General features: G+C 73.7%; 12 protein-coding genes. 5 read left to right on the top strand and 7 right to left on the bottom strand.

The genetic code is table 11. The features are described from left to right. Window positions 1-38: 38 nt before the first annotated feature. Complete coding sequence (locus ACPYO4_RS15545; RefSeq protein WP_425710163.1) at window positions 39-1,283, top strand: GNAT family N-acetyltransferase; 1,245 nt, start codon at window positions 39-41, stop codon at window positions 1,281-1,283. A gap of 161 nt (window positions 1,284-1,444) precedes the next feature. Here ACPYO4_RS15545 and ACPYO4_RS15540 read toward each other — a convergent pair whose 3' ends face one another. From ACPYO4_RS15540 to ACPYO4_RS15530, 3 genes are all read right to left on the bottom strand, one after another. Beyond that, window positions 1,445-2,017 (bottom strand): DUF4287 domain-containing protein, encoded by a 573-nt coding sequence (locus ACPYO4_RS15540; protein ID WP_425710162.1) that lies wholly within the window; start codon window positions 2,015-2,017, stop codon window positions 1,445-1,447. 134 nt (window positions 2,018-2,151) lie between these two features. Then, window positions 2,152-2,769, bottom strand: a complete 618-nt coding sequence (locus tag ACPYO4_RS15535) for an MBL fold metallo-hydrolase (protein ID WP_425710161.1) — start codon at window positions 2,767-2,769, stop codon at window positions 2,152-2,154. A 29-nt stretch (window positions 2,770-2,798) separates the two neighbouring features. After that, the gene (locus ACPYO4_RS15530; RefSeq protein WP_425710160.1) at window positions 2,799-3,233 is read right to left on the bottom strand and encodes an organic hydroperoxide resistance protein; all 435 of its coding nucleotides are present in this window, start codon (window positions 3,231-3,233) and stop codon (window positions 2,799-2,801) included. A gap of 75 nt (window positions 3,234-3,308) precedes the next feature. Here ACPYO4_RS15530 and ACPYO4_RS15525 point away from each other — a divergent pair, with 75 nt between their 5' ends. Beyond that, complete coding sequence (locus tag ACPYO4_RS15525; protein ID WP_425710183.1) at window positions 3,309-4,415, top strand: VIT1/CCC1 transporter family protein; 1,107 nt, start codon at window positions 3,309-3,311, stop codon at window positions 4,413-4,415. A 42-nt stretch (window positions 4,416-4,457) separates the two neighbouring features. Continuing rightward, window positions 4,458-5,603 (top strand): glycerate kinase, encoded by a 1,146-nt coding sequence (locus ACPYO4_RS15520; RefSeq protein WP_425710159.1) that lies wholly within the window; start codon window positions 4,458-4,460, stop codon window positions 5,601-5,603. 477 nt (window positions 5,604-6,080) lie between these two features. On the opposite strand, the gene ACPYO4_RS15515 is transcribed toward ACPYO4_RS15520, so the two are convergent. The 4 genes from ACPYO4_RS15515 to ACPYO4_RS15500 all read right to left on the bottom strand — a co-directional run bounded on the left by ACPYO4_RS15515 (window position 6,081) and on the right by ACPYO4_RS15500 (window position 10,739). Continuing rightward, window positions 6,081-6,425, bottom strand: a complete 345-nt coding sequence (locus ACPYO4_RS15515; protein WP_425710158.1) for a hypothetical protein — start codon at window positions 6,423-6,425, stop codon at window positions 6,081-6,083. Between the two features lie 161 nt (window positions 6,426-6,586). Continuing rightward, a complete protein-coding gene (locus ACPYO4_RS15510; RefSeq protein ID WP_425710157.1) occupies window positions 6,587-7,828 on the bottom strand; it encodes an NAD(P)/FAD-dependent oxidoreductase in 1,242 nt (413 codons plus the stop codon). Continuing rightward, window positions 7,821-9,320, bottom strand: a complete 1,500-nt coding sequence (locus tag ACPYO4_RS15505) for an NAD(P)/FAD-dependent oxidoreductase (RefSeq protein ID WP_425710156.1) — start codon at window positions 9,318-9,320, stop codon at window positions 7,821-7,823. The genes ACPYO4_RS15510 and ACPYO4_RS15505 overlap by 8 nt, the downstream gene beginning before the upstream one ends. 3 nt (window positions 9,321-9,323) lie before the next feature. Next, window positions 9,324-10,739 carry an FGGY family carbohydrate kinase gene (locus ACPYO4_RS15500; protein ID WP_425710155.1) on the bottom strand — a complete coding sequence of 472 codons (1,416 nt, stop codon included), beginning with the start codon at window positions 10,737-10,739 and terminating at the stop codon, window positions 9,324-9,326. Between the two features lie 146 nt (window positions 10,740-10,885). On the opposite strand from ACPYO4_RS15500, the gene ACPYO4_RS15495 reads away from it, so the two are divergent. Both ACPYO4_RS15495 and ACPYO4_RS15490 read left to right on the top strand, forming a co-directional pair. Next, window positions 10,886-11,656, top strand: coding sequence for a DeoR/GlpR family DNA-binding transcription regulator (locus ACPYO4_RS15495; protein ID WP_425710154.1), 771 nt, complete (start codon window positions 10,886-10,888; stop codon window positions 11,654-11,656). 95 nt (window positions 11,657-11,751) lie between these two features. Beyond that, the gene (locus tag ACPYO4_RS15490) at window positions 11,752-12,129 is read left to right on the top strand and encodes a PH domain-containing protein (RefSeq protein WP_425710153.1); all 378 of its coding nucleotides are present in this window, start codon (window positions 11,752-11,754) and stop codon (window positions 12,127-12,129) included. Window positions 12,130-12,306: the final 177 nt, after the last annotated feature.

The following is a 12,306-nucleotide window of genomic DNA, read 5'->3' as shown; positions in this document are numbered from 1 at the left end:
CGGTGCGCCGTAGCCGGTGCGCTGCCACGCTTGCCCGCATGACGACCACCGACGAGGGGACGACCCGTCCCGCCACGACGGCGCCGACGGTGCGCCCGGACGGGCTGCCTGCCGGCGTCCACCTGCTCCACCTCGTCGCGCCCGCGGCCGAGGAGATCGCCGCCGGGGCCACGCCGTCGGCCGCCTTCCGGGCCCTGACCGACATCGACGCCGAGTACCTGCTCGAGCGGCTCGGCGACACCGACCTGCTCGGCGACCCCGCCACCCGGCTGGGCGCCTACGCCGACCAGTCCTCGGTGCGCCGGGTGGTGATCGTCGCCGCCACCGGGCCGGTCGCCGAGCGGCTGGCCGCGGGCGGGACCGCGGCGCCGGCCGCGGTCGCCTCCGGCGCAGACGACCCCGGCCCCGAGGCGCACGACGTCCTCGGGTACCTCGCGATGGACCTCGAGCTGCGCGACAACACCCGGACCTGCGGGGTCGAGCTGTTCACCCGGGTCGCGCACCGCGGGCAGGGCATCGGCGACGCGCTGTGGCGCGCGGCCACGGACGTCGCCCGCGCGGAGGGGCGCAGCGTGGTCCAGGCCTGGGTCGACCACGAGCCGCCCGCCGGGGACGCGGAGCCGATCCGGCCCACCCGGAGCGAGGGGGCGATCGCGCGCGACGCCGCCGCCCGGTTCTGCACCGACCGGGGCCTCGTCCTCGAGCAGGTCGAACGGCACTCGGTCCTCCACGTTGCCGGTCGGGAGCGCGCGTGGCGCGGCGCGCTGGACCAGGCCCGCGGCTGGACGGCGCCCACGGACGAGATCGTCACCTGGGTGGGCGCGACGCCGGAGGCCGAGCTCGCCCACATCGCCGAGCTCATGCGCCGGATGAGCACCGACGTGCCGCTCGGCGGCCTGGACTGGGAGGAGGAGGCCTGGGACGCGGAGCGCGTCCGGACCACCGAGGCCGCCCGCCTGGCGTCCGGCCACCGCACCTACCTCGTCTCGGCGGTGCGGGACACCACCACCAGGGCGCTCGTCGCGTTCTCCAAGCTGACGGTCCCGCTCGGCCGCCCCGCCGCCTGGCAGGACGAGACGCTCGTGATGAAGGAGCACCGCGGCCGCCGGCTCGGCACGGTCGTCAAGCTCGTCAACCAGCTCGCCCTGCTCGAGCGCTTCCCCGACGTGGAGCGGATCCACACGTGGAACGCGGCCGAGAACCGGCACATGCTCGACGTCAACCATGCCGTCGGGTTCGAGCTGGCGTCGCTCTCCGGCGCCTGGCAGGGGCCGCTGCGCTGACGGAGCGCGCCGCCCCGGTCGCGGCCGGGACCTCGCCCACGGGCCGGGTCCCGGCCGCGCCTCACATCAGGTCCCGGGCCGGCCCTCCGGTCGGGTCCCTGTCCGGCCCTCCGGTCGGGTCCCTCGCCGGTCGCTGACCGGTGAGCGGACCGGCCCTCGGGTCAGCTCTCGGAGAGCAGGTCGGCGAGCGTGGCGAACGCCTTCTTCCACGACGCCTTGAGCTCGGGGATCCGCTCCCCGGAGGTGAGCCCGGTGTGCTGGACGGCGAGGCGCACCTTGTGCCGGCCGTCGGCGCCGGGCTCGAGCGGGTCGATGCGCAGCGTGATGCGCTCGTCGCCGTCGCGCAGCCGCACCGAGGTCGGTTCGGTCTGCCCGGTGACGTCGAGGCGCTTACCGATCCAGTCCGACCGGTGCGACCGCTCGGCCAGGTACGGCCACAGGTTCTGCGCCGTCACGTAGAGGGTCTTCGACGCCGAGGCCTCCCAGCCACCGTCGCGCCGCTGGCCGGGCTCCCGCAGACCGCGGGCCTGCTCGTAGGCGACGGTCACGCCCTGCGCCCACCAGCCGTCGACGCCGTGCTCCTCGCGCAGCCAGGTCGCGGTGCGGGTGTGGTCCCAGTCGGTGGCGCCGGCGTCGTCGAGGAGGGCGAACCACTCCTCGCGCGCGCGACCCGTCGCCTCGCGCACCTTCTCGTCGCTGACCGAGCTGTCGATGGACCGCGCTCCCGAGGACATGTGAGCCAACCTACAACCGGGGCACGACGGCGGAGAACCCCCGCCCGACGTCGGAACCCCTGCTCGGTGCCGGAGCCCCGTGTCCGCCGGACGCGGAGGACCGCCGATGTTGCGGGCGACGGGCGCTCTGCCCGCTACCAGCCGCGGGACTCCCACGCGTCGACCTCGGGGGCCTCGGTGCCCACCGTGGTCGGGTCACCGTGACCCGGCCCGACCGTCCAGGCCGGGTCGAGGGTCACGAGGCGCTCGCGGATCGAGGAGATGACCTGGTCGAAGTCGCTGTAGTCCCAGCGGGTGGCGCCGGGGCCGCCCGGGAACAGGGTGTCGCCCGTGAGCACCGTGGCGGCGTCCGGGACGAGGAACGAGCAGGCGCCGGGGGTGTGCCCGGGCGTGTGCGCCACGGTCACCTCGGCGCCGGCCACCTCGATGACCTGGCCGTCGGCGAGATCTCCGGTGGGGACGCCGGGGTGCGTCTGCTCCCACAGGAACCGGTCGGCGGGGTGCAGCAGCGGGACGACACCCCACCCCGCGGCGAGCTCGGCGGCGGGACCGACGTGGTCCCAGTGCCCGTGCGTGAGGACCAGGCCCACCACGGTGCGCCCGGCCACGCAGGAGCGCACGGCGTCGGCGTCGTGCGCCGGGTCGACGACGAGGACCTCTCGCTCGTCGCCCACCAGGTAGGTGTTGTTGGGGAAGGGCCCGCCGTCCGGCGCCCGTCCGACGATCTCGTGACGCTCGACGGTCACCGGCACGGCGGTCCCTCCCTCAGCTGGTGGTCGGCTCAGAGCGAGTCGACGGCGGTGACCGTCACGGGCACGTTGCCGCGCGTGGCCTTCGAGTAGGGGCACAGCTCGTGGGTGCGGTCCACGATGGTCTGGGCCTCGTCAATGCCCAGGCCCGGGATGTGGACCTCGTGCTCGACCGTGAGGGCGAACGACTCGCCCTCGGGGCCGAAGCCGACCTTGGTGCGGACGGTGGCCTCGGAGACGTCGACGTCCTTCTCCTTGCCGGCCAGGCCGAGGGCGCCCGTGAAGCAGGCGCCGTAGCCGAGGGCGAAGAGCTGCTCGGGGTTGGTGCCCTCGCCGGAACCTCCCATGTCCTTCGGGGAGGTGAACGTGAGCTCGAGGTGGGGGTCCTCGGAGACGCCGGAACCCGTGCGGCCCCCGGTGCTGGTGGCGGTGGCGGTGTACACGATCTTGTCAGGTGTGTTGGCCATGTGAGCCAGCCCATCACCCTTCGTGCGGACCCGCAACAGGTGTCCGGCGCGTCGGGAGCACAATGGGTGATCGTGATGACCATGTCCCGTCCCGACGTGCCCGCGCGGGCGCCGGATCCCGCACGGATCCGCCGCTGGCGCCGCAACCTCGCCGAGGAGCGTGCGGAGGGCGCGGTCTACCGGAACCTCGCCCAGCGCAAGTCGGGCGAGGAGCGCGAGATCCTCCTCGGTCTCGCCGAGGCGGAGAAGCGCCACGAGCAGCACTGGATCGACCTGCTCGGTCCCCATGCCGAGCGGCCCGGCCGGGCCACGCTGCGCAGCCGCCTCATGGCGTGGCTCGCCCGCAGCTTCGGGTCGGTGTTCGTCCTCGCGCTCGCCCAGCGCGCCGAGCTGCGGGCGAACTATGACGACGACGCCGACGCCACCGAGCAGATGGCGGCCGACGAGCGCGTCCACGGCGAGGTGGTGCGGGCGCTCGCCGCCCGCGGACGCGCCCGCATGTCCGGGACCTTCCGGGCCGCCGTGTTCGGCGCGAACGACGGACTGGTCTCCAACCTCGCGCTCGTCCTGGGGATCGGTGCGACCGGCGTCGGCACGTCGGTCGTGCTCGCCACCGGCATCTCCGGTCTGCTCGCGGGCGCCCTGTCGATGGGCGCCGGGGAGTACGTCTCGGTGCGCAGCCAGCGCGAGCTGCTCGAGTCCTCCACCCCGAGCACGCGCAGCGCGCAGGTGGTGCCGGCGCTCGACGTCGACGCCAACGAGCTGTCCCTGCTCTACCGGGCGCGGGGCATGTCCGTCGAGGACGCCGACGCCCACGCCCGCGCCGTCATCGCCGCCCACGCGGGGGAACGGGTCGCCGGCGGCGAGGAGGCGCCCCGCGCGGACGAGGCCGCGTACGAGGAGATCGGCACCGCCTGGCAGGCGGCGTCGTCGAGCTTCCTGTTCTTCGCCTCGGGCGCGATCATCCCCGTGCTGCCCTACCTCTTCGGCCTCACCGGCCTCGCCGCCGTGGCCGTGGCCGCCGCGCTCGTCGGCATCGCGCTGCTGATGACGGGCGCCGTCGTCGGCGTGCTGTCCGGCTCGGCACCGCTGCCGCGCGCGCTGCGCCAGCTGGCGATCGGTTACGGCGCGGCCGCGGTGACGTACGTCCTCGGTCTGCTGTTCGGCGGCGCCGTAGGCTGACCCCGGTCGGGAGGCGCCCGGCCAGGACGAAGGAGTTCGTGCATGCTCGTGATCCTCGCCCCCGACTCGTTCAAGGAGTCGATTGACGCCGCCGATGCAGCAGCCGCCATGGCCGCCGGCGTCCGGGACGCCGTGCCCGACGCCGAGGTGCGCGAGCTCCCCGTGTCCGACGGCGGGGAGGGCTTCACGGAGTCCGTCGCCGTCGCGCTCGGCGCCCGCACGCTCGAGGTCCCCGTCCGTGACGCCCTCGGTCGCGAGGCCACCGGGCAGGTCGCCGTCGCCGGGCGGCGGGCCGTGCTCGAGGTGGCCTCCGCCGTCGGGCTCGGCATGATCGCCTCCGACGAGCGGGACGTCATGGGCGCCGACTCCACCGGCGTCGGCGAGCTGATCCGGGCGGCCCTCGACGAGGGCGCGGACGAGATCGTCGTGGGGCTCGGCGGGTCCGCGACCAACGACGCCGGCGCCGGCATGCTCCGCGTCCTCGGCGCACGGTTCCTCGACGCGTCCGGGGCGGAGATCGGCACGACCCCCCGCGAGCTCGCGCACCTCGCCGAGATCGACGTGTCCGGGCTCGACCCGCGCATGGCCGGCGTCGAGGTCCAGGCGGCCTGCGACGTGTCGAACCCCCTGCTGGGGGAGTCCGGCGCGAGCGCGGTCTTCGGCCCGCAGAAGGGTGCGACCCCGGAGCTCGTGACGGAGCTGGACGCGATCCTGGCCCGCGTGGCCGAGGTCGCCGGGCACGACGGCGATGGCGGGGCCGCGCACGAGCCTGGTGCCGGCGCCGCGGGCGGCCTGGGCTACGCGCTCATCGGGTTCCTCGGGGCGCGGATGCGGCCCGGGGTGGAGCTGGTGGTCGAGACGGTCGGGCTCGAGGAGGCAGTGGCGGGGGCCGACCTCGTCCTCACCGGCGAGGGCTCGGTCGACGCGCAGACGCTGTCCGGCAAGACGCCCGCCGGGGTGGCGGCCGTCGCCGCGCGGGCGGGGGTGCCGTGCGTGGTGCTCGCCGGGCGGGTCGCCGACGACGCCGCCGTGCTGCTCGACCACGGGGTCACCGCGCTCGTGCCGATCGTGCCCGGCGTGACGGACCTGCCCACGGCGCTCGCCGAGGGCGGCGCGAACCTCCGGCGGGCCGCATCGACGGTGACGCGGATCTTCGCGGCTGGCCGCTCCGGGAGCGCCTCCTTCTGACGAGTGAGGGGACTTTTCCCCGACGAGTGAGGGGACTTTTCCCCGACGAGCGAGCGGACTCCAGCTGGTCCGCCGGTGGGAGGGCGCTGGCGCGTCGACACCGGGGTGCCCGACGTCGGGATCGTGCCGTAGTGGTGGGCGCTCTCGTGCGTGGCACGCATGCCGAGGTCGTGCCTGGGGTGGTGGCCGCTCCGCTTGGAACGCAGTCTCGACGCGACCGGCCCATCCGCTCGTGCCGGCTGCTCGTGACGGAGGCTCTCGATGCGGCCCGGCCGCAGGGGAGAGGGTTGTTCGTTTCTGCGCAGGGCTGTCGATATCGGTGTGATCGGTAACAGAGCTGCAAATATCGGTGTGATCGTCAGGTCTCTCCCGGGAGGAAACTCTTCCGCGGTGCCGGGCCGGTTCGCGCGTGTACGCGAGGCCAAACCGTCCTCACCAGTGAGCAAGAATCCCCTCACTCGTCGGACGGATAGCCGCTCACTCGTCGAGGTCGTCGTCGTCCCAGTCCCACTCCTCGATGACGACGACCTCCCACTCCTCGTCGTCCTCGTCATCGTCGTCCCACTCCGCCGCCATGAGCGCCGCGCGGTCGAGGACCTCGGCGGCCTGGGCGAGCGGGTCGTCGACGAGGACGATCACGGGCGGGGTGAGGTGGACCGCGGCGAGCGAGCCCGAGAAGTGCTGGCCGCTGCCGAAGGTGATCGCCCGCGCCTCGACGGTCGCCTGGTACAGCGCCATGGCGTCGGGGTCGACCGTCCAGGTGTTGATGTCGGCGGGGGGCTCGCGGTCGGGGGGCGTGGGGGAGGAACCGGGTTCGTGCACGGGTCCATCATGCGCACGCTCGCCGACATCGGTCGACGGGAGTCCCGGGTGTCGGCGGCCACGCCGGGCGGGTTCCGGGCCTACGTCCCCTCCATTGCCGCGCCTCGTCGTCCAGCCCGTCCGCCGTCGTCCGGTCCCACGCGGCCGCGCCGTCCTCCGTCTCAGTCGACCGAGAGCCGGACCTCCCCGCCGTCGGCGGTGACGCCGTCGAGCACGCCCGAGGGGATCCGGAACGTCCGCCCGGGCGCCGCCGGCCACGGGAGCCGCCGACGCGCGAGCACCCGTCCGCCCTGCCGCACGGTGACCACGGGCCGCGTGACGAGCCGGTCCATCCAGCACACGAGCCGGTTCCGGGCGGGGGCCGGCCCGCCGGGTGCCCACCTCGACGGCGAGACCCACCGGATCGGGTCCTCCGCCATGAGGCGGACGCTCGCCTCGGGCGCCGGCCGCCCGGCCAGGTGCTCGAGGATCCGTTCGCCCGCGTGGGTGCCGGCGAGCGCGACGACGTCGGCGGTGTCGACGGGGTGGTTGAGGTTCCCGACGGCGAACACGCGCTCCTTGGAGGTGCGCATCGCCGCGTCCACCACCGGCGCTCCGCTGGCCGGGTCGATCTCGACGCCGGCCGACCGGAGGAGCTCGTGGTCCGGGATCCAGTCGCCGGTGAACACGACCGTGTCGCAGTCGATCGTCCGGCGGTTCCCGGTGCGGGTGTCCTCGATCTCGACACCCGTCACGCGCGTCCGCCCGTGGATGGCCACGACCCTCGACGTCGTCTCGACCCGGGTGCGGAACAGGGCCTTCCCCGGGACGCGGAACAGGGCGTACGACTCGCCGACGGGGTGCTCGGAGACCAGCGCCTCGGTCGCGCAGCCGGCCTCGGCGAGGGTCATCACTGCCGACCAGCTGACGAGCCCGGCACCGACGACGACGGCCCGCCGGCCCACTTCCTGGTGGTGGACGTGGACGAGGTTCTGCAGCTGACCGGTCGTCAGCACGCCGGCGGGCCGCGTGCCCGGGACGAGCCGCGCCGTGCGGGGGCGCTCGCGGGCGCCGGTGGCGAAACAGAACGCGTCGGGACGCACGTGGAGGAGGCCGCGGGGGGTGGTGACCGCGAGGGTGTCCTCGTCCGCCCAGCCCGTGACGGTCCAGCCGGTGAGGATCTGGGCGCCGGCCGCGCGGGCGTCGGCCTCGAGCGCCCGGGCGTACGCCGGGCCGGACATGAACCGCTTCCGGTCGCGGATGCCGTAGCCGGGGTGGTCGGAGTGGCGGGGGATGCCGCCGGCCTGCTGCTCGCGTTCCAGGACGAGGACCTGGTCGAGCTCGGGGGCCAGCCGGGCGGCCGCGGAGAGGCCGCCCGGGCCGCCGCCGATCACGGCGACCGTCGGGGTGAGGAGCTCAGGCATCGTCGGCCTCCGTGTGGTGCTCTGACCGGGTCTCGCACGGATGGTCGCCCCGGGCCCCCCGGTCGGTGCCGCACGCGTGGTCGGTGCCGCTCCCGCGGTCGGTGCCGCACGCATGGTGGGTGTCGAACAGTCGCTGGACCTCGGCGCCGCAGTAGAAGCCCTGGCAGCGCCCGTTCATCGCCCGCGTGCGCCGGCGCAGCCCCTGGAGGCTGCACGGCGGGACGCCGGACGTCATGGCGTCGCGGATCTCGCCGCGGGTCACGCGCTCGCAGAAGCAGACGACCGTGCCGTAGTCCGGGTCGCGGGCGATCCGCTCCTCGTCGGCGAAGGGGCGCAGCTGGTGCTCGCCCAGCGGCGGCATCACCGGCGGCTCCGGCAGGCCGGCCCGTTCCTCGAGGTCGAGGTCCGCCCCCGCGTCCGTGAGGAGCTCGACCACGTGCTCGGCGACGGCCGGTGCGGAGGTCAGCCCGGTCGACCGGATCGCTGCGGCGATCACGTAGCGCTGCTCGGCGTCGACGTCGATCAGGTAGTCCGACTGGTTGTTCGCCGCCCGCAGGCCGGCGTAGGAGGCGGTGACCTCCTCCTCGAGCAGGGCGGGCATGATCCGCCGGCCCTTGTCCAGGAGGAACTCGAACCCGTCCTCGCTGGTGGAGGTGTCGGCCTTGTCCGTCATGTCCTCGGCGGTGGGGCCGAGCATGACGTTGCCGAAGATCGTCGGGCTGACGAGCACGCCCTTGCCGGCCTTCGACGGGGCCGCGAGCACGATCGTGTCCACCAGCGGCGCGGCGAGCTTGTCGTAGACGAGCAGCTCGCCCTTGCGGGGGTGGACGTCGAGGCGGTCGTGCCCGAGCATCGCGTCGACGGCGTCCGCGCCGAGACCGGCGGCGTTGACGACCCATCGCGCGGTGACGTCGCCGCGGTCGGTGCGGATCGTCGTCGTGGCGGGACCGACCTCGACCGAGGCCACGCGGTGCTCGCGCAGGAACGTCGCGCCGCGGGCGAGGGCCTCGGTGGCGAACGCGAGGGGGACGGACCAGGCGTCGATGACCGCCTCGTCGGGCACGGTGAGCCCGCCGGTGACGCCCGGGCCGAGGCTCGGGATGCGGGCGTAGACCTCGTCCGCGCCGATGATCTCGGTGGCGTGGTAGCCGTTGGCCTCCGCCTTCGCCTGGAGGCCGGTCAGGGACTCGGCCTGCTCCTCGTCCCAGGCCACGAGCACCGCGCCGGTCCTCCGCAGCCCGATGTTCGCCCGGGCGCAGTAGTCGGTGAGGAGCGCGTAGCCGCGGGCGACGAGGCGGGCCTCGAGGGTGCCGGGCGTGGCGTCGAATCCCGTGTGCAGCAGGGCGGTGTTGGCCTTGGTGGTGCCCTCGCCGACGTCGTCACGGGCGTCGATGATCACGACCGAACCGGTCGTGCCGGCGAGCCGGCGGGCGATCGCGGCACCGACGACGCCGGCTCCGATCACCGCGACGTCGTACACGGTCTCGCTCACGGTTCAGAGCCCCATCGTGGTCTCGACGGCGGTGCGCCACGCGGCGCGGAACTCGGTGACGTCCTCGGCGCTGCGCTGCGGGACGTAGGAGGCCTCGGCCTCCCAGGCGAACGGGGCGTCCTCGACGGCGAGGTCGGGGTCCAGCGCGAGCCGCATGCAGGCCGCCGTGCCGAGCGCGGTGGCGTGCGCGGAGGGGTAGGTGTCGACCGGCGCCTGGAGCATGTCGGCCTGCGCCTGCATGAGCCGCACGGACCTCGTCAGTCCGCCGTCGACGCGGAGCCGGGTCAGTGGTGCACCGAGCTCGGTGTGCGTGAGGTCGGCGAGCTCCGCGATCTGGGCGGCGATGCCGTCGAGGACGGCGCGCACAATCTGGGGCTTCCCGGTGGACAGCGTCATCCCGACGACGAACGCCCCCGCCTCGGGCTTCCACCACGGTGCGGCCAGGCCGGCGAAGGAGGGCGCGCAGAGGACCCCGCCCGCGTCGTCGGCGGCGATCTCGTCCATCTCCTCGGGGCCGGTGATGACGCCGAGCTCCTCCATCCAGCGCACCGCGGAGGCGGCGGTGTAGACCTGGCCGTCGGAGCAGTAGGTGGTGCGGCCGCGCAGGCGCCAGGCCACCGAGGTGGTGAGCCCGTTGTCGAAGCGGGGCGCGGTCTCGCCCATGTTGACGAGGATGAAGGCGCCGGTGCCGTACGTGCACTTGGCCTGCCCGCGCTCGAGGCAGCCCTCGGCGAGCAGGGCCGCCTGCTGGTCGACGATGAGGCCGCCGACGGGGACCTCGCCGCCGAAGACGGTGGTGGTGCCGACGATCTCGTCGCAGGCGGCGATGCGGGGGAGGCGCTCGCCCGTCAGGCCGAAGATATTGACGAGGTGGGGATCCCACTCGCCGGTGTCGACGTCGACGAGGAGCGAGCGCGACGCGGTGGAGACGTCGGTGACGAACTCGCCGGTCAGGCGGTGGAGCATCCACGTGTCGGTGGTGGTGACGACGCCGTCGCGGGTGAGGTTCTCCCGGACCCACGTGAGCTTGGGCGCGGTGAAGTAGCAGTCGAGCACGAGGCCGGTGCGGGCGTGGATGTCCTCGGCGTGCTCGCGCAGGCGGTCGACGACCACCTCGGCGCGGCGGTCCTGCCACACGACGCACGTGGTGAGCGGGTCCCCGGTCTCGGGGTCCCAGGCGAGGACGGTCTCGCCCTGGTTGGCCAGGGAGACGCCGTCGATGGTCTTCCCGGCCTGCTCCACGGCCTGCCTGCCGGCTTCGACGACCGAGGCGTAGAGCTCCTCGGGGTCCTGCTCGACGGCGCCGCCGGGGAGGTAGGCCGGGTGGATGGGGATCTCGACGACGGCGTGGATGCCGTCGGCGTCGACGACGATCGCCTTCGATCCTGAGGTGCCCTGGTCCAGGGCCAGAATTGCCACGATGCAACCCTTCGTGTCGTTGCGGTCCGGACGGTGCCGTCCGGTTCGTCCCGTGCGCCCGGGAGCGGGCACTGCTGAGAGCCTCGCCCGATGTGGACCTGCGGGCAACCGGTGTGGAATGTTGTGGGTTTGGGATGGAGGTGGGCGTGCTCGTCCAGCAGCGGTACCGGCACATCTTGCGGGCGCTCCGGTCGCAGGCGTCCGTGTCGACCCTCGAGCTCTCGCGTGCGCTGCGGGTCTCGGTTGAGACGGTGCGCAGGGACCTCGTGCACCTCGAGCGGGAGGGGTTGCTCCGGCGGGTGTACGGCGGCGCCGTGACGGTGACGCGGCAGCGGAGCAGCGAGCCGTCGTTCGACCAGCGCTCCGCGATCCGCGAGGAGGAGAAGCGGGTGGTGGGGGAGCTGGTGCGCGGGCTGGTGCGGCCGGGACAGTCGCTGTTCCTCGACGTCGGGACGACCGCTCAGGCGGTCGCCGCGGCGCTCGCGCCGTCTTTCGAGGGCACGATCGTCACCCACTCCCTGCTCGTGGCCAACGAGATCGCGCGCGGGACCGGAGCGGAGCTCGTGCTCGCGCCGGGGCGGCTGCGGCGCGGGGAGTGGTCGCTGTCCGGGACGGCGACGCACACGTTCATCCGGCAGATGCACTTCGACCTTGCGCTCATCTCCTGCGGCGGCGTGGACGCCGCGGCGGGACCGACGGACTTCGACTTCGACGACGTGGAGGTCAAGCGGACGGTGGCCCGCAACAGCGAGCGGTCCTACATCCTGGCGGACTCCTCCAAGCACGGCGTGGTCGGCCGGTACGCGATCGGGGAGTGGTTCGACGTCAACGGCCTCGTCACCGACCAGCCGCCGCCGGACGGGCTGGCCGCCGCGATGCGGGCCGGCGGGGGTGAGGTCGTCGCGCCCGGGGTGTGACGAGCGGTCGGAGGCTGTCCACCACTCGTGACGCGCGCCGCGCAAGGATGTGAGGCAGGGCCGCCACCCGGCGCCCGAGGACGAGGGAGGGTGCTGTGGCGGTCGGACGGATCATCGACAACGCGTCGGTCATGGACATGGCTGAGATGGACGAGAACTGGGGCCGGATCCTCGCCCACGGCGAGAAGTTCGAGCTCGGGTACAAGACCATCCGTGACCGGTTCATGTTCACCAACTACCGGGTGATCCTCATCGACGTGCAGGGCGTGACGGGCTCGAAGGTCGACTACCACTCGGTGCCCTACCGGGCGATCACCCAGTTCTCCCTCGAGACCGCCGGCACGGCGGACCTCGACGGCGAGCTGAAGTTCTGGGTGAGCAGCCAGGCGGACCCCTACGTGCGCAAGCTGGGGCGCGGGGTGGACCTGTTCGTCATCCAGGCGCTGCTGGCGGGGTACATCGCGCACGTGTGAGGGCGACGAGTCAACTCGCCGCCACGGTGGTCGACGCGAACATGTCCGCAGGCATAGGAACTTCGAGGCGCCAGGTTATTGCGATAGGTCGGTCGCCAGAATGTGAAACATAGGTTGCAGGGCCCAGGTACATGTATGGACTCGTTCCGAACTCGTCCTGACCCTCCTCGCGAACGA

Origin of the sequence: Georgenia sp. Z1491 (assembly GCF_049856175.1) — a bacterium.
GTDB lineage: Bacteria > Actinomycetota > Actinomycetes > Actinomycetales > Actinomycetaceae > JB111.
The sequence above is the reverse complement of the archived record's forward strand: the minus strand, read 5'-3'. Positions and strand labels throughout refer to the sequence as shown.

Coding starts and splice junctions, on each gene's coding strand:
- ACPYO4_RS15545 (WP_425710163.1), top strand. CDS start 39: ATGACGACCACCGACGAGGGGACGACCCGTCCCGCCACGACGGCGCCG.
- ACPYO4_RS15540 (WP_425710162.1), bottom strand. CDS start 2,017: ATGTCCTCGGGAGCGCGGTCCATCGACAGCTCGGTCAGCGACGAGAAG.
- ACPYO4_RS15530 (WP_425710160.1), bottom strand. CDS start 3,233: ATGGCCAACACACCTGACAAGATCGTGTACACCGCCACCGCCACCAGC.
- ACPYO4_RS15525 (WP_425710183.1), top strand. CDS start 3,309: ATGACCATGTCCCGTCCCGACGTGCCCGCGCGGGCGCCGGATCCCGCA.
- ACPYO4_RS15520 (WP_425710159.1), top strand. CDS start 4,458: ATGCTCGTGATCCTCGCCCCCGACTCGTTCAAGGAGTCGATTGACGCC.
- ACPYO4_RS15510 (WP_425710157.1), bottom strand. CDS start 7,828: ATGCCTGAGCTCCTCACCCCGACGGTCGCCGTGATCGGCGGCGGCCCG.